Origin of the sequence: Streptomyces sp. NPDC046197 (assembly GCF_040646295.1) — a bacterium.
Taxonomy (GTDB): domain Bacteria; phylum Actinomycetota; class Actinomycetes; order Streptomycetales; family Streptomycetaceae; genus Streptomyces.
Window position 1 is genome coordinate 1 of record NZ_JBEYZY010000042.1, and the last position, 22,711, is coordinate 22,711.

General features: G+C 70.7%; 17 protein-coding genes and 2 pseudogenes. 9 read left to right on the top strand and 10 right to left on the bottom strand.

Features of this window, described 5'->3' with window-relative positions:
* Positions 1 to 146: 146 nt before the first annotated feature.
* Positions 147 to 653 carry a carbonic anhydrase gene (locus tag AB0A61_RS35365; RefSeq protein WP_361301859.1) on the top strand — a complete coding sequence of 169 codons (507 nt, stop codon included), beginning with the start codon at positions 147 to 149 and terminating at the stop codon, positions 651 to 653.
* Between the two features lie 71 nt (positions 654 to 724).
* Here the strand turns inward: AB0A61_RS35365 and AB0A61_RS35370 are convergent, their stop codons facing one another.
* From AB0A61_RS35370 to AB0A61_RS35380, 3 genes are all read right to left on the bottom strand, one after another.
* On the bottom strand, positions 725 to 1,699 hold the full coding sequence (locus tag AB0A61_RS35370) for an L-threonylcarbamoyladenylate synthase (RefSeq protein WP_361301862.1): 975 nt from the start codon (positions 1,697 to 1,699) through the stop codon (positions 725 to 727).
* 697 nt (positions 1,700 to 2,396) lie between these two features.
* Positions 2,397 to 2,756: a nuclear transport factor 2 family protein gene (locus AB0A61_RS35375; RefSeq protein WP_361301865.1), complete on the bottom strand. Its 360-nt coding sequence runs from the start codon at positions 2,754 to 2,756 to the stop codon at positions 2,397 to 2,399.
* A 25-nt stretch (positions 2,757 to 2,781) separates the two neighbouring features.
* Entirely contained in the window at positions 2,782 to 3,567 is a 786-nt protein-coding gene (locus tag AB0A61_RS35380) for an SDR family oxidoreductase (protein WP_361301868.1), read from the bottom strand.
* A gap of 97 nt (positions 3,568 to 3,664) precedes the next feature.
* On the opposite strand from AB0A61_RS35380, the gene AB0A61_RS35385 reads away from it, so the two are divergent.
* From AB0A61_RS35385 to AB0A61_RS35415, 7 genes and pseudogenes are all read left to right on the top strand, one after another.
* A complete protein-coding gene (locus AB0A61_RS35385; RefSeq protein WP_361301871.1) occupies positions 3,665 to 4,243 on the top strand; it encodes a helix-turn-helix domain-containing protein in 579 nt (192 codons plus the stop codon).
* 266 nt (positions 4,244 to 4,509) lie between these two features.
* A complete protein-coding gene (locus tag AB0A61_RS35390; RefSeq protein WP_361301874.1) occupies positions 4,510 to 6,195 on the top strand; it encodes a ribonuclease J in 1,686 nt (561 codons plus the stop codon).
* 45 nt (positions 6,196 to 6,240) lie between these two features.
* Positions 6,241 to 6,648: pseudogene (locus tag AB0A61_RS35395) on the top strand (DNA/RNA helicase domain-containing protein); the annotation flags it as partial.
* 242 nt (positions 6,649 to 6,890) lie between these two features.
* Positions 6,891 to 8,522 carry a TIGR02677 family protein gene (locus AB0A61_RS35400; RefSeq protein ID WP_361301877.1) on the top strand — a complete coding sequence of 544 codons (1,632 nt, stop codon included), beginning with the start codon at positions 6,891 to 6,893 and terminating at the stop codon, positions 8,520 to 8,522.
* Positions 8,519 to 9,724, top strand: a complete 1,206-nt coding sequence (locus AB0A61_RS35405) for a TIGR02678 family protein (protein ID WP_361301880.1) — start codon at positions 8,519 to 8,521, stop codon at positions 9,722 to 9,724. The genes AB0A61_RS35400 and AB0A61_RS35405 overlap by 4 nt, the downstream gene beginning before the upstream one ends.
* Positions 9,725 to 9,732: 8 nt before the next feature.
* On the top strand, positions 9,733 to 13,968 hold the full coding sequence (locus AB0A61_RS35410; RefSeq protein WP_361301883.1) for a TIGR02680 family protein: 4,236 nt from the start codon (positions 9,733 to 9,735) through the stop codon (positions 13,966 to 13,968).
* Between the two features lie 98 nt (positions 13,969 to 14,066).
* Positions 14,067 to 15,317 carry a TIGR02679 family protein gene (locus AB0A61_RS35415; protein ID WP_361301886.1) on the top strand — a complete coding sequence of 417 codons (1,251 nt, stop codon included), beginning with the start codon at positions 14,067 to 14,069 and terminating at the stop codon, positions 15,315 to 15,317.
* A 240-nt stretch (positions 15,318 to 15,557) separates the two neighbouring features.
* Here the strand turns inward: AB0A61_RS35415 and AB0A61_RS35420 are convergent, their stop codons facing one another.
* The 4 genes from AB0A61_RS35420 to AB0A61_RS35435 all read right to left on the bottom strand — a co-directional run bounded on the left by AB0A61_RS35420 (position 15,558) and on the right by AB0A61_RS35435 (position 18,881).
* Positions 15,558 to 16,742 (bottom strand): amidohydrolase family protein, encoded by a 1,185-nt coding sequence (locus tag AB0A61_RS35420; protein ID WP_361301889.1) that lies wholly within the window; start codon positions 16,740 to 16,742, stop codon positions 15,558 to 15,560.
* A complete protein-coding gene (locus AB0A61_RS35425) occupies positions 16,739 to 17,878 on the bottom strand; it encodes an MAB_1171c family putative transporter (protein WP_361301892.1) in 1,140 nt (379 codons plus the stop codon). The genes AB0A61_RS35420 and AB0A61_RS35425 overlap by 4 nt, the downstream gene beginning before the upstream one ends.
* Positions 17,878 to 18,225 carry a hypothetical protein gene (locus AB0A61_RS35430; protein WP_361301895.1) on the bottom strand — a complete coding sequence of 116 codons (348 nt, stop codon included), beginning with the start codon at positions 18,223 to 18,225 and terminating at the stop codon, positions 17,878 to 17,880. Before AB0A61_RS35430 ends, AB0A61_RS35425 begins: the two co-directional genes overlap by 1 nt.
* 185 nt (positions 18,226 to 18,410) lie before the next feature.
* Complete coding sequence (locus AB0A61_RS35435) at positions 18,411 to 18,881, bottom strand: hypothetical protein (protein WP_361301973.1); 471 nt, start codon at positions 18,879 to 18,881, stop codon at positions 18,411 to 18,413.
* A gap of 835 nt (positions 18,882 to 19,716) precedes the next feature.
* On the opposite strand from AB0A61_RS35435, the pseudogene AB0A61_RS35440 reads away from it, so the two are divergent.
* Positions 19,717 to 19,881: pseudogene (locus AB0A61_RS35440) on the top strand (DUF6010 family protein); the annotation flags it as partial.
* A gap of 25 nt (positions 19,882 to 19,906) precedes the next feature.
* On the opposite strand, the gene AB0A61_RS35445 reads toward AB0A61_RS35440, so the two are convergent.
* From AB0A61_RS35445 to AB0A61_RS35455, 3 genes are all read right to left on the bottom strand, one after another.
* Positions 19,907 to 20,494 carry a CAP domain-containing protein gene (locus AB0A61_RS35445; protein ID WP_361301897.1) on the bottom strand — a complete coding sequence of 196 codons (588 nt, stop codon included), beginning with the start codon at positions 20,492 to 20,494 and terminating at the stop codon, positions 19,907 to 19,909.
* Positions 20,495 to 20,668: 174 nt separating this feature from the next.
* The gene (locus AB0A61_RS35450; RefSeq protein ID WP_361301900.1) at positions 20,669 to 22,177 is read right to left on the bottom strand and encodes an alpha/beta hydrolase; all 1,509 of its coding nucleotides are present in this window, start codon (positions 22,175 to 22,177) and stop codon (positions 20,669 to 20,671) included.
* Between the two features lie 303 nt (positions 22,178 to 22,480).
* Positions 22,481 to 22,672 carry a DUF6059 family protein gene (locus AB0A61_RS35455; RefSeq protein ID WP_361301903.1) on the bottom strand — a complete coding sequence of 64 codons (192 nt, stop codon included), beginning with the start codon at positions 22,670 to 22,672 and terminating at the stop codon, positions 22,481 to 22,483.
* Positions 22,673 to 22,711: the final 39 nt, after the last annotated feature.

Below are 22,711 nucleotides of genomic sequence, written 5' to 3' on the forward strand. Positions count from 1 at the left end.
CGACCGGTGATGACAGCACCACTGGTGACCACGGTCAGGGACATCTGATTGCTCTGCCCGGACTCCACAAGGGCAGCTATCGCAACGAGCAGCTCATCAAGCTTCGGCATGGGGTCGGATTCTATGCACCGGCCCGCCCGGGCGGCTTGGACGATGGCGCGTTCACCGTGCTGTTCGGATGCTCCGACTCCCGCCTGGCCGCCGAGATCATCTTCGACCGCGGCCTGGGAGACCCGTTCGTGGTACGCACCGCAGGCCACGTCATGGGACCGGAAGTGATCGGCAGCATCGAATACGGCGTCGACATACTGAACTGTCCCCTGGTCGTGGTCCTGGGCCACGAGGCGTGCGGTGCCGTCGGCGCCGCCCTGGAGGGCGGGGTGGCCCCGGCTGGCTACGTGCGCGACGTCGTCGAGCGGGTCACGCCCAGCGTGCTCTCGGCCCGGGCCGCCGGCCGCGTAAGCGGCGAGGAGATCCTGGACGAGCACATCCGGCACACCGTCGACCTGCTGCTGGACCGCTCCCGGCTGCTCGCCGAGAAGGTCGCCGCCGGACACGCCGCCGTGACGGGTCTGTGCTACGGCCTGGCCGACGGCACCGCACGCCTCGTCGCCACCCGCGGCCTCGACGTGCCCGTCACCACGGCACCCTGATCGCCGCAAAGTCCGGGTCGGCCGCGGCCGTCACTTCTGGGAGGCGGCGACCACGGCCGGCGACCGGTCACTTATGAGGGCCGGGGACCGGCGGCGCGGCGGAGCCGGTTGGCGATCGCCAGTCCCAGCCCCTCCTCCATGGGCACGGAGGCGATGATGAGGTCGCACCCCTGCCGGTCGAGGTCACGCAGGGCCCCGTACAGCCCGCGCGCGTAGGCGGCCATCGAAGACGGGACCGTCACCACGGCGTGCGCCTTCACCGGAGCGTCGGCGAAGGAGGCAGGCAGAAAGACGCCCACCTGGTGCCCCAGCTCCTGCGCCAGCTCCGCCTCGGCAATGACCTTCTCCGGCTCGACGAGGACGACTCGCGCATGCGGCGCGTAGTGGGACGGATGCTGGCCCGGCACCCGGACACGGCTCGTCGCAGGGACGGCGATCGGGCACCCCAACACCGCTTCGAGGTCCTCGCGCGTCACCCCGCCCGGCCGCAGGATGCTCGGGATCTCCCCGGTGGCGTCGACGATGGTCGACTCCACCCCGACCTCACAGGGGCCGCCGTCCAGCACGAAGTCGACCGCCTCGCCGAGCTCAGCACGGACATGGTCCGCCGTAGTGGGGCTAACCGAGCCGAAGCGGTTGGCGGACGGCGCCGTGACACCGCCGCCGAAGGCCGACAGCAACGCGAGCGCGACGGGGTGATCGGGCACACGCACGGCCACCGTCTCCAAGCCACCCGTCGCTTCCAGGGGCACCCGTTGCCCACGCCCCAGGACCAGCGTGAGGGGCCCCGGCCAGAAGTGTTCAGCCAGCAGGCGCGCCGCCTGGGGCACGTCCTTCACCCAGTCGTCCAGATGCTCCGCGCTGCCGATGTGGACGATCAGCGGGTGGGAGGGCGGACGTCCCTTGACCTGGAAGATGCGCGAGACGGCGGCGGGGTCCTCGGCATTGGCGCCCAGACCGTAGACGGTCTCGGTCGGGAGAGCCACCAGGCCCCCGGCGCGCAGCACACCGGCCGCCTTCTCGATGTCACTGTTTCTTGCCGTCACCCTCGCAATCCTAGGTGCGTCAAGGACCGGCGACGGTCTTGATCAATCTCAGCGCCAACTGCGGTCTCATTGGTCCCGGGCCGCTCGAGATCAACTATGGGTGGCCTTGGTGCTTATCTCGGCGACACCCCCGCAAGGCCGCGACGCCTGGCAGGGCAAGAGCTGCTGCGCGCCCCCGGCCACCGCCGCGGTGCCGGTCGCCAGCGGGGAGACAGACGCCTGCGGCTGCCGCCCCGGCTGCGACTGCTGCGGTTGAACCGACACGTGCACACGCAGAGGACCCCGGCCGTCACGTGGCCGGGGCCCTCTGTTGTCCAAGATCATGGCTTGGCGCTGATGGCTGTTCCGTCGTTCCCGGAGGCCGTGGACGCCCGCGAGTTCGTGGAAACTGAAGGCTCTTCAGCGCGAACCCGAGGGTGCGGTGCCCGGATTCTGGGGGATGGCCCCGTCGGTTCGGGGTCAACTCGCGGGGTGATGGAGACCTTTGAATCTTGAATCTCCTCACCCTGTGCTGAGGATGGCCCCGGAGTTGCTCGCCTTGCTTCCTCAGGCGTGCAAGTGCTGATCTGCGGGTGGATGCCGAACTTGAGGGCTGGCTCTTGGTCGGGTGGCTGGATGGGTACGAGGGCTGGGACGGGGCGGTCTGGAGTGGGTGGGGCCTCTCCCCTGGCCGGGAATAGGTGGTGTGGGAGCGGGCTCAGGGTTCGATGGCGAGGCGTTCGATGAGGTCGTCGCGCAGCGTGAACCGATAGCGGAGATCGATGGTGCCGCCGGGGAAGCTGCCTTCGAGGTGGTGTGTGGCGATGTAGTGGGCCGTGTCGGTCTGCTGGGCGTTCGTGAGGTGGATGGTGTAGGTGAATTCGGTGGCGGATCGGTCCAGCCACCGTTCGATCGCGGCGCTGCCCTGGTAGGTGTTGCCGTCGTCGATCACTGTGGCGTCGTCGGTGAACGTCGTGACCGCGGTGGCGGTGTCGTGGGCGCGGTGCGCTGTGAGGTAGCGGGTGATCACCTCGGGCAGGTCGCCCGGGGTGATGGTCCGGGGCTGGTTGTCGTGCATGACGCTCCTGATGGTGGTGGCGGGTTCAGACGGTGGGGGTGGTGCCGCCGTCGATGACGTGTTCGGCGCCGACGATGGCGGAGGCGCGGTCGGAGACGAGGAAGGCGACGAGCTCGGCGACCTCCTCGGGCCGGTTGGGACGGCCGAGCGGGATGCCTCCCAGGGAGTCCATGAGCCGGCCCAGCGCCGCTTCCTGGCTGATGCCGGCGTCGTCGGCGATCCGGGTGACGAGGTTGTCCGCGGCCGAGGTCTGGACGAAGCCGGGCGAGACGGTGTTGACGCGGACGCCGTGCGGGGCGACCTGGTTGGCCAGGCCCTTGCTGTAGGTGGTCAGGGCGGCCTTGGCGGCGGCGTAGGCCAGGGTGCCGTTCCACAGCGGCATGCGGCGCTGGATCGAGGTGACGTGCACGACCGCGCCCTTGCCCGTGGCGATCATGTGCGGGAGGAGTGCGCGGTCCAGGCGGACGGCGGCCAGCAAGTTCGTGTTCAGCTCCCTTGCCCAGTCGTCCTCGCCGAGCGCGGCGAATCCTCCTGCCGGTGCCTCGGAGCCGCCGAGGGTGTTGACCAGGATGTCGACGCCTCCCATGCGGGCGTCCACCTCGGAGGCGACGTGGGCGGCGCCCTGGGCGGTGGAGAGGTCGGCGGTGATGAACGTCTTCTCCTCGACGTCGTCGGGGCGGCTGCGGGCGGTGACCAGCACGATCGCACCGGCCTGGGCCAGGCGTCGGGCGATCGCGGCTCCGGTGCCCTTGGTACCGCCGGTGACCAGAGCGCGTCGGCCTTCGAGGGATTCGCTGATGGAGGTGGTCACGTTGTGCTCCGTTCCCGGGCGCGGGTATACGAGGCGCCGCTCCCGTCTACTGCTAAAATAGAAGCTACTAACTTCGATTTTAGCAGTAACTGAGGGGATGGTCGCCGTGGCAAGCCGGATCAGGCTGGAGGACCGGGAGTGCCCGCTGTCCACGACGGTGGAACACGTCGGCGAGTGGTGGACACTGCTGATCCTCCACGACGCCTTCGACGGCTACACCCGCTTCGACCAGTTCCAGGAGAGCCTGGGCATCTCCTCCAGCATGCTCACCACCCGGCTGAAGACCCTGGTCGCGGACGGTCTGCTGGAGCGTCGGCCCTACCAGACCAGCCCTGTCCGGCACGAGTACGTCCTGACCGAACTCGGGCGCTCCCTGCGCCCGGTGATCGTCGCCCTGGCCGCGTGGGGCAACTCCCGCCTCACGCCGACGGAGCGCAGCATGATCCTCGTCGACGCGCACAGCGGCGAGGAAGTCGAGCCCGTGGTCGTCGACGCCAAAACCGGCCGCCGACTCGACGACAGCGCCGCCTACGTCTTCACCGCGGGCCCCGCAGCCAGCGACGCGATGCGCAGCCGCTACGCGGCACGGCCGGCCATTCCCGCGGAAGAGGCGAAAGTAGGCCCGGAAGATTCTCGTACAGCCTTGAGCAGGGCCGCGAGCACGGACTGCACCTGAACGGCCTCGCGGCACCGGCTTGTCGCCGGCGTGATACCTGCCAACCCTCCCCAGTCGTTGAGAACTGGATCAAGTGAGGCGAGGGCAACACCAGTCGTTTCCAAGAATCCCCATCAGGGGTCGGTCTCGGCAGCCTGCTCCAGCAGAGCTCGTGCGGACTCCGCGTAGCGCATGGCCGTCTTCTCGTGAAGCCCGAGCACCTCAGCAAGGTGGAGGGGTCAGGGGTAGTGGATCACCCTGTCCCGCTCTCCGGGTACCGTCAGGGTATGAGTCATCCGCATCCCGACCTGAAAGCCGCGCCGCCCCTTCCCGAAGGTGGGCTGCGGGTCATCGCCCTGGGCGGCCTGGGTGAGATCGGCCGCAACATGACCGTCTTCGAGCACGCGGGCAAGCTGCTCATCGTCGACTGCGGCGTGCTGTTCCCCGAGGAGACCCAGCCCGGGGTGGACGTGATCCTGCCGGACTTCACCTCGATCCGGGACCGGCTGGACGACATCGTCGCCGTGGTCCTCACCCACGGCCACGAGGACCACATCGGCGGCGTGCCGTACCTGCTGCGGGAGCGGTCCGACATTCCCGTCGTCGGCTCCAAGCTGACGCTGGCGTTCCTGGAGGCCAAGCTCAAGGAACACGGCATCCGGCCGCGGACGGTGCGGGTGCGGGAGGGCGACCGGCGTGGCTTCGGGCCCTTCGACTGCGAGTTCGTGGCGGTCAACCACTCCATTCCCGACAGCCTCGCGGTCGCGATCCGTACCCGGGCCGGGATGGTGCTGCACACCGGCGACTTCAAGATGGACCAGTTCCCTCTCGACGACCGCATCACCGATCTGCGCGCCTTCGCCCGCCTCGGCGAGGAGGGCGTGGACCTGTTCCTCACCGACTCCACCAACGCCGAAGTACCCGGCTTCACCACCTCCGAGCGTGAGCTGAACCCGGCGATCGAGCAGGTGATGCGCACCGCGCCGCGCCGGGTCATCGTCTCCAGCTTCGCCAGCCACGTGCACCGCATCCAGCAGGTCCTGGACGCCGCCCACCAGCACGGCCGCAAGGTCGCCTTCGTCGGCCGGTCGATGGTCCGCAACATGGGCATCGCCCGTGACCTGGGCTATCTGAAGGTCCCCTCCGGTCTGGTCGTGAGCACGAAGGAGCTGGAGAAGCTCCCGGACCACAAGATCACTCTGGTGTGCACCGGCTCCCAGGGCGAACCGATGGCCGCGCTGTCACGGATGGCCAACCGCGACCACGTGATCCGCATCGGCAAGGACGACACCGTCCTGCTCGCCAGTTCCCTCATCCCCGGCAACGAGAACGCCATCTACCGGGTGATCAACGGACTGACCCGGTGGGGCGCCCACGTGGTCCACAAGGGCAACGCCAAGGTGCACGTCTCCGGGCACGCCAGCGCCGGCGAACTCGTCTACTGCTACAACATCGTCAAGCCCCGCAACGTCATGCCCGTGCACGGTGAGTGGCGCCACCTGCGGGCCAACGGCGACCTCGCCATCCGCACCGGTGTCGACCCCGAACGGGTCGTCATCGCCGAGGACGGTGTCGTCGTCGACCTGGTCGATGGGCGCGCCTCCATCACGGGCAAGGTCCCCGCCGGCAACGTCTACGTGGACGGCATGGAAGTCGGCGGCGCCACCGAAGCGTCCCTCAAGGACCGCCTCACCCTCGCCGCCGAAGGCGTGGTGACGGTGGTGGCGATCGTCGACGCGGACACCGGCGCGCTCGCCGAGGCCCCCGACTTCCTGGCCCGGGGCTTCGTGCACGACGACGCCACCTTCGAGCCGGTCATACCCGTCATCGAGAAGACCCTGGCCACCGCGGCCGAGGAAGGTGTCGGGGACGCGCGCCAACTCGAACAACTCCTCGCCCGCGCCGTGGCGAACTGGGCGTTCCGCACCTACCGCCGCAAGCCCCTCATCATCCCCGTCATCATCGACGCCTGAGCCACACCCGGGCAGGCGTCCGGGGGCGGACGCCGATGTGCACGATGGGCCCGTCCGTGGAACCTGCGCGGCGACCGCTCCGTCTCCGGCGCGCCGCCGACTGCGCTGTGGGCCACCGACCCGGCAGGCTTCGGGCAGGTCGGCTGTGTCTACACCGCCCAGGGCTTCGAGTACGACTGGTCCGGCGTCATCATCGGCCCCGATCTGGTCCGGCGTGGCGACCGCTGGGTTGCGGACCGCACGGCGTCCAAGGACCCAGTCTTCAAGAAGTCCACCTCGGACACCGAGGTGGACCGGCTAATCCGGAACACGTACAAGGTGCTGCTGACCCGGGGTATGGTCGGCACGATCGTGTACTCGACGGACCCTGAGACGCGGGAGAAGCTGCGAGAGCTGGCGGGCGGCCGTCCGGAATCGCGTACTCCCATGGTGACCAGGTCCCTCCGCCGCTGAGCACAAGATCCGGCCATATGGCCTGCGCTCCGGGGCCGCCCTGCGCACCATCGGCGCCGAGAAAATCGGCGGCAGCGGGCTGCTCCTGATCGCCGGACCTGCCGCCCGCTGGACTGGCATCCCGGGTCCGAGGGCCGAGTGCCCGCTCATGCCTCCCACGTGATCGTGCTGATCGGTCCGGGCGTACGGAATTTGGACATCACGTCCAGGTGGGGCCAGGGGTCCGGAAGAATGGCCCGACGATGACACCCCAGACCTCCGAGCGCCTCCCCCCGCCTTTCGTCGACTACAGTCCCTTCACCCACCTCACCGTCCCCAACGCCCCCCTCTACCGCCAGGTGATGCATGCCTTCCTCGCCGCCAAGGAGCGGTTCGCGGTGCATTTGCGGCCGGAGGACGTGTACGCGGCCCTGGACGCGGACACGCGGCCCGGCGACGTCGAGCCGGTGGTGAAGGCGCTGGACAGTCTCGTCGCCTGGGGGAATCTGCGGGCCGATCCGGACCACGCCCGGGTGACGGCGGTCGAGGACTTCTACCGCAGGCGGTTCGTCTACCAGCTCACCCGGGCCGGTGAAGCCGCCGAGGCCGCGCTCGGGACGTACGACGAGGCGCTTGGGCGGCGCGGGGAGCTTCAGGCGGTCGCGCTGCACGACATCGTCACCCAGTTGCGGGCGCTGCTGGTGATCGTCCAGGAGGACGAGCCGGATCCGGCCAAGGTGCACATCGCGCTGTCCGTGCTGACGGCACGCTTCACCGACCTCGCGGACAACGCGCGTGCCTTCATGGGGTCGCTCCAGCGCACCATCGACCTGCACGACATTGAAGTCGAGGCGTTCCTCGCGTACAAGGACCGGCTGATCCAGTACCTGGAGCGGTTCATCCAGGACCTCATCACGCTCGGCGGGCGCATCGCCCTGCTGATCGGGGAGCTGGAGGAGCAGGGGAAGGTGGAGCCGCTGCTGTCGCTTGCCGCCGGGCGGGAGGCTGCCGACGCGGCGCCCGAGGTTGCCGAGCACGCTCAGGCGGCGGCGTACGAGAAGTGGGCCGCGCGGTGGTCCGGGCTCGCCCAGTGGTTCGTGTCGGAGGAGGGCCGGGAGTCGCAGGCGCGGCTCTTGCGAGGACGGGCTCTCGGGGCGATCCCGCAGCTGCTGGCGGTTGTACGGCAGTTGAACGAACGGCGGGCGGGACGTTCCGACCGCTCCGCCGACTTCCGCACCCTGGCGCGCTGGTTCGCGCAGGCGCCGGACGACGCGGCGCGGCACCGTCTGTGGCGGGTGGCATTTGGACTGCACTCCTCCCGGCATCTCACCGTCGACGCCGACACCCTCGCCGAACGGACCGCCACCCCGGAACCGGCCTCGACCCCGTGGGCCGAGGCGCATCCCTTGCGGATCAGTCCACAGCTGCGCCGTACCGGAAGCTACGAACGCCGTGGCAAGCCGCGCCGGGTGGCCGACCGGGGCGAGGCCAAACGCAGGCTCGCTGAAATCGCGGCCCAGCAGGCCGGGGAGACCCGGGAGGTGCGGGAGCGGTTGGCGACGGGCGGACCGGTGCGGCTTTCCGGACTGGGCGAACTCGACCCGCTCGTCTTCCAGTTGTTCCTGCGCCTGCTCGGCGACGCCCTCGCCACCTGGCGACCGGGGATGACGACCACAGCCGCAACCAGCGGGGACGGAACGATGGAGGTACGGCTGACCGCGCTCGACGACGGGAGCACGGCGGAGGTGCGCACACCCGACGGAGTCTTCCGTGGTCCCGACCACTTGGTCGACATCGTCGATCTCACGGCGGACCGCGAAAGCCGCTCCGGCGCCCCGGTCCCGCGACAGCGCGTCGGCGTCCACGTCTCCGCCCGGCTCACGGAGGACACATGACCGGCTCCGCCACCGAAATCCTCGACGGCCAGCGCGAGGCCGACCTCCAGCGCGCCGCACGAGCCCTGCTGAAGGAGCCGCTGCTCACCTTCGACGGACCGTACGCCGACGAGTTCCGGCTGGTACGACGGCACGCCGCCGAACTGCGCGACTGGTTCGAACGCAACGTCGGCTGGACGCTGCGCACTGACGCCGACGCCGCACGGCTGCGCAAGACACCAGGCACCCTCACCGACGCCACCCACCCCGCCCGCGAGGCGTCCAGGACCGGGCTGCCCTTCACCCGGCGCCGCTACGTCCTGCTCTGCCTGACCCTCGCCGCCCTGGAGCGGGGCGAGGCGCAGGTGGCCCTCGGACGGCTCGCGGAACACGTCGTACTGGCCGCTGCCGACCCCGAACTTGTCACCGCCGGGATCACGTTCACCCTGGAGCGGCGCGACGAACGCCTCGACCTCGCGGCCGTCGTACGCCTGCTGCTGCGGCTGGGGGTGCTGCGGCGGGTGGCCGGTGACGAGGAGGCGTACGTCAGCGGCTCGGGGGACGTGCTGTACGACGTGCGCCGGCGGGTACTGGCCGGGATGCCCGCCGTCCTGCGCGGCCCCTCCCTGATCGCGGCGGAGGACTTCGAGGAACGCCTGGCGGAGATGACGGCGCCCACCGCGCTGGACAGCGACGAGCTGAGGTTCCGCGCCATCCGCTGGAAACTGACCCGCCGCCTTCTCGACGACCCCGTGCTCTACTACGACGACCTGCCCGACGACGAACTCGCCTACCTCACCCGGCAGCGTGGGTTCATCACCGCCCGCATCAACGAACTGACCGGACTGGTCGCCGAGGTACGCGCCGAAGGCATCGCCATGGTCGATCCGCAGGACGACCTCACCGACGTACGCATGCCGGAACAGGGCACGCACGGCCACATCACGCTGCTCCTCGCCCAGCACCTGGCCCGGGCCGAGGGGCCCGTCACCCCTGACCGGCTGGCCCTGCGCGTACGGGAACTGGCGGCCGAGCACGGCACCTTCTGGTCGAAGACGGCCCGGGAGCCGGGCGCTGAACCCGCCCTCGTGGAACAGGCCCTGACCAAGCTCGAAGCCCTGGGGCTCGCCGAGCGCACCGCACGAGGCGTCGTGCCGCGCGCCGCCCTCGCGCGGTACGCGGTCGGCAACCCCGTGGTCCGGCACACCGGCGACGAAAGGTGATCCGCGCAGTGACCGCGCCGACCCCGCCCCCCGTTCTCCCCAGTCCGGCCCCCGGCCGGTGGCGGCCCCTGCGGATCGGGCTCGTCGACCTGTTCCACTACGACGTCGAGGAGTTCTGGTTCCGCGACGGGCGGCTGCTGTTGCGCGGCAACAACGGCACCGGCAAGTCGAAGGTGCTCGCCCTCACCCTGCCGTTCCTGCTGGATGGCGATCTCTCCGCCCGCCGGGTCGAGCCCGACGGCGATCCTGGCAAACGCATGGAGTGGAACCTGCTCCTGGGCGGCGAACACCCGTATCCGGAACGGCTCGGCTACACCTGGATCGAGTTCGGACGGCTCGACGAGACCACCGGTGAGGCGCATTTCCGTACCCTGCTGTGCGGGCTGAAGGCAGTCACGGGACGAGGCATCGCCCGCCACTGGTTCGCCGTCACGGGTCAGCGGGTGCGCGCCGGACTCGACCTGCTGGACGCCACCGGCACCGCGCTGTCCCGCGACCGGCTCGCCGAGGCCATCGGCGGCCACGGCATGGTGTACGACACCGCCAAGACGTACCGCCGGGCAGTCGACGAAGCCCTCTTCGGGCTGGGGGAGCGGCGCTACGGCGCGCTCGTCGACCTGCTGATCCAGCTGCGCCAGCCCCAGCTGTCCAAACGTCCGAGCGAGGCCGCCCTGTCCCGGGCACTGACCGAGGCACTGCCGCCGATGGACCAGGCGGTCATCGCCGACGCGGCGGAGGCGTTCCGGTCGCTGGACGAGGAGAAGGAGGAACTGCTGGCCGCACGCGAGGCCGAACAGGCCTCCTCGGCCTTCCTCGACCACTACCGGCGTTACGCCCGCATCGCCGCACGCCGCCGGGCCCGCCTGCCACGCACCGAACACGCCCGCTACGAACACCTCCAGCGTGAACTCGGCAAGGCCCAGGCCGACCGGGACCAGGCCGTGGCGGACCGGACGGAAGCCCAGGAGCGGGCGCGGACGCTCGTCGAGCGGGCGGCACGGCTGAGCGCCCAGGACGCGGCACTCAGGTCGGGTCCCGAGATGCGCGACGCACGCGCACTCGACCAGGCGGCCACCGACGCCTCCCGGACAGCCGCGGAACGGAGTCGTGCCGACATGGACCGGCAGACGGCGTCCCAGGCACATACCCGGGCACTCGGCCGGCTCGCCACCGCGCGGAACCGGCTGACCGGGGCCCAGGAAGCACTGGACGGCATCCAGCACCAGGTGTCCGACAGCGCGGCGGCGGCGCGGATCGACGTCCCGCGCACCGAGGGCGCCCCCCTCACCTCCCTGCGCCGCGCCGCGGACGAGGCCACGGCGGCCAGACGGCGCGCCATGGAGCATGTCGAGGCCCTGGCGACCCTGGCCGAACGCACCGAGGAGGCACGCACCGCAGCACGGCTGCGCGCCGACGAGGCCGACGAGGAGGCCGTGCACAGCGCCGAGCAGCTGGCCGAGGCCGAGGAAGGCGTCGCGGAAGCGGGGCGCGCACTGGTCGCGGCCGTGCGGGAGCGCCTGTCGGGCTGCGTGGAACTGCGCGTGGACGGGCTGCCCGGGGTGCTCGACGCGGTGCAGAGCTGGGCGGGCTCCCTGAACGGCCCTCACCCGGCCCGCACGGCGGCGGACGGAGCCCACCGCGACCTGGCCTCCCGGCTGGCCGACCAGGCCGCCGCCCTCGACCACCGCCGGGCCGCGACGGCACAGCGCCTGCGGTCCGTCACCGAGGAACTCACTGCTCTGGAGACGGGCGGCCAGCGCGGCCCCGCCGCACCCCGCACCCGCGCCGCCGACGCCCGCACCCTGGCCCTCGGGGCTCCGCTGTGGCGGCTGGTCGACTTCCGGCCGCAGGTGACCCCGGCCGAACGCGCGGGCCTGGAAGCGGCACTGGAGGCGTCGGGCCTCCTCGACGCCTGGGTGGCGCCGGACGGCTCCGCGACGGCGGCGGACGGCCACGATGTGCTGCTCGCCCCCCTGGACCCGCCCGATCCACGGCTCGCGGGCGGTCTCGGCCGCGCCCTGTGCCCGGCCATCGACCACGCCGACGTGCGGGCCGCCGCCGTGGGGGAGGAGACGGTCCGGCGGTTGTTGGCCGCCATCGGCCTCGTGGACCGCCCTGGTGACGGAGCGCCGGAGAACCGCCCGGAGACCGGCGGCAACTGTACGTGGGTCTCCACGGACGGGCGCTTCCGCATCGGGGCGCTGACCGGGAGCTGGGCCAAGGACGACGCCCAGTACGTGGGGGACGGGGCCCGGGAGCAGGCACGCCGCAACCGGATCGGCGAACTGCGGTACGAGCGGGCGGCGTTGGAAACCGAGCTCAAGCAATTGGCCGAGAAACTGGGCGCGCTGTCCGAGCGCCGCCGGGTGCTCGACGCCGAGCTGGCGGCCGTACCGGGGGACGACGACCTGCGCCACGCTCACGCACGGGTCGGCGTGCTGGCCGACACGGTCCACCGAGCCCGTACCCGGCAGCGGGAGCGCGCCGCCGACCTTGCCCGAACGGCAGGAAACGCAGACCGTGCCGCGGCCGAACTCGCCGAGACCGCAGCCGCCCTGAACCTCCCCGCGGACCCCGGCGGGCTGGGCAGCGTGCGGCAGGCGCTCGCCGATCACACTGCCCACCTCGCCGCGCTGTGGCCGGCGCTGCGCGAGCGCGCGGACGCCGAACAGGCGGTCACCGAGGAGCAGGCCGAGACCGACCGGGCACAGCAGCTCGTCGTCGAACTGGCCGAGCGTGCCACGGAAGCGGCGCGGCTGGCCGTCGCGGCGGACGAACACCTGCGCACGCTGCGGTCCACCGTCGGAGCGGCCGTCGCGGAACTCCAGCGGCGGCTGGAGGAGACCGCGGCCACAGCGCGCGCCTGCGAGACCGAGCAGCAGCGTGCCCAGGAGGACATCCGCGACGCCGACCGGCGAGCGGGTCATGCCGAAGGCCGTATCGAGCGGCTCACCGAGGACATCACGGATGCCACCGCCGCGCGCGAGCGCGCCGTCGCGGCACTCCAGCGCTTCGTGTCGACCGGACTGCTCGCCGTCGCCCTCCCCGACCTGCCTGTCCCGGACGGCGACGGCGCAACGTGGGCGGCGACTCCCGCCGTGAGTCTCGCCCGTGCCGTCGAGTCCCGGCTCTCGACGATCGACGACTCGGACGCGGCCTGGGAACGCGTGCAGAAGCGACTGAGCGAGGAACTCGGCAGACTCCAGGACGCGCTGTCCCGGCACGGCCACACCGCGACGGCCCGCCCCAGCGAGGACGGCATGCGCGTCGACATCGTCTACCAGGGCCGGGAACGGGCCGTTCCCGAACTCGCCGAAGCCCTGTCCACCGAAGTTGCAGAACTGACCCGTCTCCTGTCCGCACACGAGCGCGAGATCCTGGAGACCCATCTGATCACAGAGGTCGCCGGGACGCTCCAGGAGCTGATCGGGACGGCCGAACGCCAGGTGCGCGCGATGAACCAGGAGCTGGAGGAGCGCCCGACCTCGACAGGAATGAAGCTGCGCCTCGTGTGGCGGGCCTCCCGCCGGGCCCCGCAGGGACTGGCCCAGGTCCGTGAGCGGCTACGGCAGTCCGCCGACGCCTGGTCGCCGCAGGACAGAGCCGCGGTCGGCGCATTCCTCCAGGAGCAGATCGCCCGTCGGCAGGCCGACGACAGCGCCGGCAGCTGGCAGGAGGACCTCGCCGCCGCCCTCGACTACCGCACCTGGCACGAGTTCGGCGTGGAGCGGCACCAGCACGGCAAGTGGGTCCCGGCCACCGGGCCCGCCTCGGGCGGCGAGCGCGTACTGGCCGCGTCTGTGCCACTGTTCGCGGCCGCGTCCTCCCACTACGCCACCGCCGGCGGCGCGTACGCCCCGCGCCTTGTCACCCTCGACGAGGCGTTCGCCGGAGTGGACGACGACTCCCGCGCCAAGTGCCTGGGACTGCTGCGCGCCTTCGATCTCGACGTTGTCATGACCAGCGAGCGGGAGTGGGCCTGCTACCCCCAGGTGCCCGGCATCGCCATCGCACAGCTGTCGCGGGTCGACGACATCGCCGCCGTTCTGGTGACCAGGTGGGAGTGGGACGGCGGGGAGCGACGGCGTGGCACCGAGCCCGGTGCCACCGTCCACACGAAGCGGATTCCCGCCCAGGCCGACGGCCTCGGACGGGACGGCGAGGACGCGTCCGGAGCGGTCGCCGGGCCGACAGGGTTCGCGGGTCCCGACATCATCGGAGAACAGGAGTCCTTGTGGAGGTGAACCCTTTGGCCCCGCCCGCCAGGACCGGAGCGGGTTCCGTACCCAGGGTACCGGGGGAGGGCAGGGGACCGACGGACACGGGTGGGGCGGTGCCACCCGTGACATCGCGGGGCGACGATCGGGTCGACACCGAACGCCTTGCACGGTTGCTCGGAGACCCCGGTCTCGCCTGGCTCCTGGAACGCGTTCGCAGGCGGATGGCCGGGGGCCGGCCGCTCACCGGCACGGTCACCCTGGCGCAACCCGACGACCTTCAGCGCCGAGCCGCCGAGCGGCTGCTGGGACGCGCCCCGACTGCCAGCCGCTCTTTGACGGTTCGCCTCGAAGCGGTGGACGCGGTCCTGCGTCGCTCCGGCGTCAGCCCCGACGGCCTGGGGGCCGCCGTGGTGGCTCTCACCGGGCCTGTCGTACTGCGTGCGGAGACGCGTGAAAGAGAGGCACAGGCATGGGACGAGGTGCTGGCCCCGCTGGCCGGCCTGAGTGCCGAACTGGCGGTCTGGGCAGAGCGTGTCCGCAAGGAAGGTCTCGCACGACGGCTCGCGCGCACGCCGGAAGCCGCCGGGCCTCTGGTGACCGCCGCCGTGCAGGCGCTGCGCGCACTGCCCGCGGTCCCCCCGACGTCACGTGCGGCGTTCGCGGCACGCCATCTATCCGGCGCCCACGCCCTGGACGAGGGAACGCCCCTCGCCACACTCGTCCTGTCGGGGATTCGCGCCCTGACAGGCTTTCCCGACGGCGTCGGAGCCGAGTGGCGCCGCGCCGCCTGGGCTTCGGCCGGCCTACTCAGGGACGACGTGTCGTCCACCGTCCTGGCCCTCAACCTGCGCGGCACACCAGCCCTCGACTGGATGGCCGGCGAGGGCGAGCCCGTGATCCTGACGCTGCGTTCCCTCACTCGTCACAGCACTTCCGGCATCGCTACCGCCAGTGGGACCGTCCACGTGTGTGAGAACCCAGCAGTTCTGTCCGCTGCGGCTGATGCCTTCGGGCCGGCCTGCCCTCCCATGGCGTGCCTCCAGGGGCAGCCGTCGGCTGCCGCCCTCGCGCTGCTGCGCGGTCTGTCCGCGCGAGGAGCGGTGCTCCTTTACCACGGCGACTTCGACTGGGGCGGGGTACACATCGCCACGGTGCTGGGCCGAGGCGTCCCATGGCGGCCCTGGCGTTACGGAGCCGCCGACTACCGGGAAGCCGTAGCCAGAGTGAGCAAGCCACAGGCCCTGACGGGAACTGCCGCCGCGACGCCGTGGGATCCGCCCCTGGCCGCCGCGATGACAGAGCACGGAATGCGTGTCGAAGAGGAGTCGATCCTCGACGCTCTGCTTTCGGATCTGGAGAACGCGGCTCACTGAGCCACGTGGGAAGGTGCCGGGGCCGGCGTACTCGGGGTTTGGCAAGCGGGCCGTGCAGAAGGAAGGAGGCTCGCCTGTCACAGGGATCGACCAGAATACGTTCATGGTGGCGATCGGTGCTTCTTCGCCTCCTGCTTCAGGTGACGCGTTTCCGATGACCTCACACATGGAGTGCGTGGCGATTCTGGAGCCCGCCGAAAAGAGCGCCTGACCTTCCCCCGGCCCGGCGCTCGGCGCTCCTCACTCGGTGACCCGCCGACCCGCGGTGAAGACGTGGTGGATCCGGCGAAGGGCGCCCAGGTCGGTCAGCGGGTTGCCGTCGACGACGATGAGGTCGGCGCGCATGCCGGGGGACAGGGCGCCGGTGTCGGACAGTCCGAGGGCGTGGGCGGCGTTGACGGTGGCCATGTCGAGGATCTCGGCGGGTGTGAAGCCGACCGAGGCGAAGAACTCGAGCATGCCGACGTAGTCGCCGAACCGTGCTCCCGGCACGCCCGCGTCGGTGCCCGCGATGAAGCGGACACCGGCCTCGCGCATGTCCAGGATGACCTCGACCATCGCCTTGGCACGCTCGGGCCCCATTTGATCGAGGAACAGCTGCCAGTCCCCGGAGACGCAGCGGCAGACGGCGACGTCGTCCTCGACCATGCGGCGGATGACCGCCGGATCGTGGACGATGCCCTGCGGGGTGCGCCAGGAACAGTGCTCGATCGTTCGGACACCGGCGGCCACACAGTGGGCAATGGTGTCCGAGCCGTGCGCGTGCGCGGCCACTCCCAGACCGTGGCGCTCGGCTTCCTCGACGATCAGACGCAGTTGGCGGGGCGTGAACTGCGCCTCCCACATACGTGGACCACTCGGGGTGAGTGCGCCGCCCGAGGCCATCACCTTGATCAAGTCGGCCCCCGCCGCCGCGTTGCGGGCGATCTGTGCCCGGATGTCGTCGTCCGTGCTCACCTCACCGCCGAGGAAGCCGCAATGGCCCCCGCGTGAGGTCAGCGGTGCGGTCGCGGCGACGATGCGTGGTCCGACCGCGGCCCCGGAGGCGATGGACGTACGCAACGCCACGGTGAGGGCGTCACGATCACCGAGATCCCGTACGGTCGTCACTCCGGCGGACAGCATCTGTTCGGCGCGGTCCGCGATGGCGGCGGACAGCTCGCCCGGGTCCGCGTCGGCCACCGCACCGATCGGATCCGGACCCGCGTCGAAGGCGAGGTGGACATGGCAGTCCGTCATCCCGGGCATCACCGTGGCCCCGGGACACCGCAACCGGGGCACCTGCGCATCGACCCCCGCGTCCAGCTCGGCGGCGCCGCCGACGGCGCCGATCACGCCGGACTCGACGAGTACGGCGCCGTCGACGATCACCCGATCCGCGGGTCCGGCGATGACGCGGTCCGCGATGATCAGCACCTTGCTCATGATGTCCTTTCGCGCAGGGCGTGGGAGAGGGCGATGAGTTCGTGGGCGTCGGCGCCCAGGTCGTTGTCCGCGGGCGAGGCGACCAGGGCGGCGGGCAGTTCCGTGTGCGGGGACTCGGTGGTCGGCTTCAGTGCCAGTGCCTCGGCGATGTGCCGTGCGAGCTGATCGGCCGGGCCACGGGCGAGATCGGCATCGGGCGCGACCCGCGTCAGGTAGGGGCTCAACCGCACCAGTCCGTCGCGGCATTCGATGAGCCGGCGGTAGAACCGCCGTTCATAGGTGCGCTGCCGGCGGAGCCGATGCCACCCGCTCCCGTCCACCGGACGGTTCAGGACGAGCTCCGGGTAGGCGGCGGACAGGGCCGTCCACAGTGGGGCGAGCTCGTGGTACATGCGGCGGTGATGCACGACCGACCGCACGCGGGTGACCAGTTGTACGCCCGCCGAGTAGCAGATTCCGATGAGGACAACGCCCATGGCCCAGTCGGACAGCGACCAGTTCACCGCGTTGAACGCCTGGTGCGAGCCGGGTTCGTCGATACGCAGGACCACCAGGACGATCCGGTCGACCGATGTGACCGTCAGCCCGACGAGTCCCAGGGCCATGGTCAGCAGGCCCGGCCCGAGGCTCCGGGGCGCCCTTCGCGCACAGCGCAGCGCCCACATGCCGGACGCCAGATAGGCGTAGATGAAGTAGGCGTTGCCGACGAGGTAGAACGAGGCGATGGCCGGATGCGCCATGTGCGGGGTGCTCAGCGAGTGGCCACGCATCCCCCCGGGTGTGGCGATCATCGACAGGACCAGAGCGGTCAGGGTACCGGCGAGCAGGCCGGTGTTGATCCGCAGGTGCCGACGGTATTCGGCCTCCGTGCCGCGCATGACGGAGACGAAGACCAGGACGAGGGCGAAGAGGCCGGACATGTACAGCGCGTTGAACGCCACCTTGCCGAGGCCGGTGACCGTGGCGCTGTCGATCGCTGTGTTGATCTCCGGAAAGCTGAGGATCTCCCCGGTCATCAGCAGAAGGAGAGAGGCGACAAGGAAGCGCAGCACCCGGTTGTGCGGGGCGCGTACCAGGTCCGTGCCCTTCCACAGGACCCCGGCACCCAGCAGGACGATCAGCGGCATCTGGAACATCACGCCCACCCCCACGGGGGGTTCAGCGCCGAACGCAGCGGATCGAGCGCGGGGTCCTCGGGCGTACGGGGGCTCACGTAGTCGATGACCATCGCCCACTCCTGGATGATGGTCGCGATCAGCTCGGCCTCGCGCTCGTAGTCCTCGGTGTAGCAGGTGCGACGGAAGCCCCGGCTGGTCAGGTCACGCGGGAAGTCCGGGCCGAGATCGGGGAATTCCTCGCCCGGGTCACCGTCGTCCTGGTGATCGGCGAGAATGTGGCCGACCTCGTGCAGGATGATGTGGTCCTGGTGAACGCGGGTGGTTTCCTTCTGATAGAAGATCACCTCTTCGTTCGGCCGGGACATCCATAAGCCGAAGGGCCCTGGGACCGGCAGCGCCCAGGGAATCAGCCGGATGGGACTGCCCAGATACTCGCCGAGTCTGCGACACAGGTCGTCCACACGCAGTGGTGGTCGAACATCGAGCCTCCGCAGCAGCTGCTTGCACTGCCGGCGGAGCTCGCGTTCGCGTAGGGCCGCTGCGTCCCTGATCATGCTTCAGTGCCCTGATCAGGAGCGTCGTCCTGATCCAGGACCGCAATCATCTTGAGCAGTTGCCTGCGCATGGCCGGAGTCATTTGGCCCGCCCGCATCGCGATCGCCCGCACCTGGTGATCGGCAAGCCGCTGCCGCCACAGCTCCTCTTCGGGGTCGTCCCGGGTGACCAGCGACTGCACTGTGATCGGCGGTGTCCCTGCCGGGCGGTGGTCGTCGAAGAACTTGGCGAGTCCCTCCAGCACACTCAAGGTCGGGTTCGTGTGCGACCCGTTGCGCAGCATCGCCAGGTAACTCCTGGACAGTGTGGCCTGATGTGACGGATCGGCGGTGACCGCCTTGGCCACTTCGGCGGTCGAGTACTCCCTCTGCCGGCCATGAGCATCGGTCCAGCGCGCCATCGCGAACAAGGCGTTCAATCGCTCCGCCAGCGAACGCTGTTGCCCCTGGTCGCCCTCTGCCTTCATGACCACCCCCCCAGCATAGGGTCGCCCTTCGCTCGCTCAAGAGGCAGATCGGCCATATCGCTTCCTCATTGGACCACTGGAGCATCTGGTTGACCTCAAGTGCCGCTGAGTGCCAATATCTTGGACGCTTCGCCAAGGAGAAGCGATGCACGGGGATGCGAGAGGGCACGGTGCTGAGAACCCCTGTCGAAAGACGTTCATGCGTCGCCGGCAGACCGGAGGGCCGTGCTGACCCGGCTGCGTGCAGGCCGGTCCGGGTCGGCCGGGGCGGCCGACGAACTACTGCGCTACGGGGGTGCACAGCGGTTCGTCGGCCGCCCCGGCCGACCCGGCTGACCCGTCCACGGTGCCGGCGGAACCGGACGGCCGCTCGGACCCCGGAACTGGGCCGGGCCTGCCCGGGACCGAGGCCCCGGACCGGTGTGATCCAGGGGAGCGGGGCCTCAGTAGCCACCCAAACGCCGCCCCGAGCTCGGAGTCGGACATCCGCCGATAGGGAGCCTCACGCTCGAAGCCCCGTGTCTCCACCGGTGCTCCGGCGAGGAACGCCTGGAGAACACGGGCCAGTTCCTCTCACCCAGCCGCCTGTCAAACCAGCGCGCGCCCGGCCGACACAGGTGCGCTCCCGGTGCGGCCTGGGTGATCCCCGCCGGCAGGGCGTCAAACCTCCCCTGCGAATCGTGGCCCCACAGGCCGCCGATCCCGGCCTGCGCCGGGTGCGCGCACCACGGGAGATCGAGTCCATGACCTACCGCATGATCCGGCACCCACGACTGGACGACCCCGCCCAGAGTCGGCTGCGCGCGACCATCCGCACCGTCACGGCCGAACTGCTAAGGGCAACCCGATTCTGCCCCTCGACCACAACTCCCCCCTCGGATACGCCATCTGCGACCCCGTCATCGCGCTGTGGTGTTTCCGAGGGGGGCCGTCCCTGACCGGCGTCATCCGGGACCGGACGGCGCGCCGGCGACGCGCGGAGCAGGCACCGCCGGCGTAGGCCGCCGATTGGCGCGGGCACGGGGTCATCGCAGGCAGACGCCGAAGTCGACCACGAACGTTCCGGCATTCGCCTTTCCCGTACCGGCTGCATCGGCGGCGCCCGCGATGGCGCCGGCACCGATGCCGGTGAACTGCCTGTCGAGGACGAGTTGCCGGTGACCGTAGGTGCTCACGTACACCCACCAGTGCACGGCGGCTCTCGGCGTGCCCGCACCGCCCCAGCCGGTGTAGGTGACCTCGCCGTACCGCCAGTACTTCGGATTCGGGCAGTAGTTCTCCGCCGCGATGCGGCTACCGGGGGTCGAGCCCGTGTAGGGATTGACGTGGGGGTCCCGGGACCCCCACCACTTTCCGTCCCGGGAAGCCCGTGCGTGCTTGGTGGCCGCCGCGGTCAGGGCGCTGCTGCTCGTGTACGCCGGAAGCCCGCGTCGGGCGCGCTCGGCATTGATCAGACACAGGACCGAGAGGCCGGCAGTCCCGCCGGGGTCGCCCGGAGGCCGGTCGAAAGAGCCGTTCAGTTCGAGTTGGCGACAGTACGCCTGGGCACTCGCCGGAGTCGCAGTCACCGGCAGGAGGACCGCGGACAGCAGGCTCGCAGCCGCAAGGGGCACGAGCGTCCTCCTCCGGCGTCGCATGCCGAACATGAGGATCGCCTCCCAATTCGCATCGCTTCCGACGCATTTGGCGGCTGTCCTCATCGTAAGGCGATCCGGACCGCAGCGCATTCCGGGCGGCCTGCGGCCGCGGCGCCGTCCGCCCGGAACCGGGATGCCGGTGCGGCTCTGTCAGGTGCAGACCGTGCCGGTGGGCGGGAGCTGGCCACGTGTCAGGTAGCGGTCGATGGCCGTGTCGATGCAGGTGCTTCCGGTGTGGTACGCCGTGTGCCCGTCGGCGTCGTAGGTGAGCAGGCGGCCCGAGGAGAGCTGGCGGGCGAGTGCCTTGGCCCACGGGTACGGGGTGCGCGGATCGCGGGTGGTGCCGACGACCAGGATCGGGGAGGCGCCCGACGCCGTGACGGGGTGCGCGCTCTGGGCCGGCCGGATCGGCCAGTGGCTGCACAGCATCAAGGAAGCCACCAACGACTCCCCGAACTGGGGCGAGGCACGCAGGAACTGCGGCAGGGCCGCCCGGGCTTGCGCGGGTGTGAGCCGGGGGGCGAAGGTGGAGCTCAGGCATCCGACCGCATAGAGCGCATAGGCGGAGTTGCCGGCGGCGTCCTCCCCTCTTCCGAGGAGCTGCTGCAGTGCGGTGGTGTCACCGGCCAGCACTCCTCGGAGTGCGGCGCGCAACTGCTTCCACAGGGCGGGAGTCGTCAACGCCGTCGTGATCGCGGTGATGAGATCTTCACCGGTGACGGAGATGTCCTTGCCCCGCCGGAGGGGGGTGCGGTCCAGGGAGCGCCGCAGGGTGTCCAGTCCGCGGCTGATCGCTTCGACGGAGTGGCCCAGCGGGCAGTCGGTGAGAGTGGCGCAGTCGGCGGCGAAGGACTTCCAGGCCGCTTGGTAGCCGGCCGCGGTCTCCAGGATCTGCCGGTACCCGTCGAGAGCGGGGTCCACGGCGCCGTCCAGCACCAACCGGCCCACCCGGGACGGGAAGAGATCGGCGTAGGTCGCGCCCAGGTAGGTGCCATAGGAGAAGCCGACGTAGTGCAGCCGGTCATCGCCCAGGAGCGCGCGGAGCACATCCATGTCCCGGGCCGCCTCGAGGGTGCCGACATGGGGCAGCAGCTGCCCGGCATGCCGTGCGCACGCGGCGGCGACCTGCTCGAATTCCGCGTCATAGGTGCTGATCTTCGCGGCGTCGGCCGCGGGGTGCAGGCCGAACTTCATGGGGATGGCGTGCGTGCCGCTCTTGCAGTTCACCGGGGTGCTGTCCCCCACGCCACGCGGGTCCGTCGCGACCAGGTCGTAGGAAGCGCGCACGGCGGGGGAGAAGCTGTCGGCGCCGCCGTCCACCAGGTAGTGGATCGCGGATTCGCCGGGACCGCCGGGGTTGACCAGCAGTGAGCCGATCCGCGCGCCGTTGCCGGTCGCCTTCTTCCGAGTGACCTTCAGGAGGATGTCGCCCGCGCCCGGACGGGCGTAGTCCAACGGCACCTTCATGGTGGCGCACTGGAACGAACGGGTGTCAGGGCAGCGGCTCCAGTGCAGATTCTGCTGGTAGTAACGCCGCAGTTCCGGCGGGACCGCCGCTTCGGCGGCATGGCGGGCCGACCGCGTCGCGGCGGGGGACGCCGGGGCCGTGCCGGGATACAGGGCGGCCGACAGCAACCCGCAGGCGGCCAGCACTGCCACGCCGCCACGCAGACTCCACCTGGCTGTTCGACCCGTGTCTCCGCTACTGATCACTGTCACGCCTTCCTTGTGCCCGCGTGATGCAGATGGCCGGTCGGCTGGGGCTTCACGACGGGCCGAGGTCAGCTCGCGACGTTGCGCTGCGCTGTGTGTTCAGTGCATCACGTAGGGTGCTCGGTGGCGGTTCCAGTGGGCCGAATGCGTGAATCATGACAAGCGATGCGGCGGAATCATTGCTCTCTCGTCTGCCGGGCCCGCCCTCCGTACTCCCGCCGGGCGGGCCGGTGTGCGCCTCCGTCCGGATCAGCCCGCCAACTCCCGTTCCACGAACGCCTCCACCCCGCTCAGCGGAATGTCCGGGCGCAGGCGTTCGGGGTGGCCGGGGGGCGGCCCGTCGAGGCGGGGGTGCGGGCGGTGCAGGGGCCAGGCGGGACCGATCCACGTCCAGCCGTGGGCGACCAGGCAGTCGGCGAGGAACCGGTAGACGATGGTCACGTATCTCATGGTCGCGTGCCGTACCTCATCTGTGGGGCC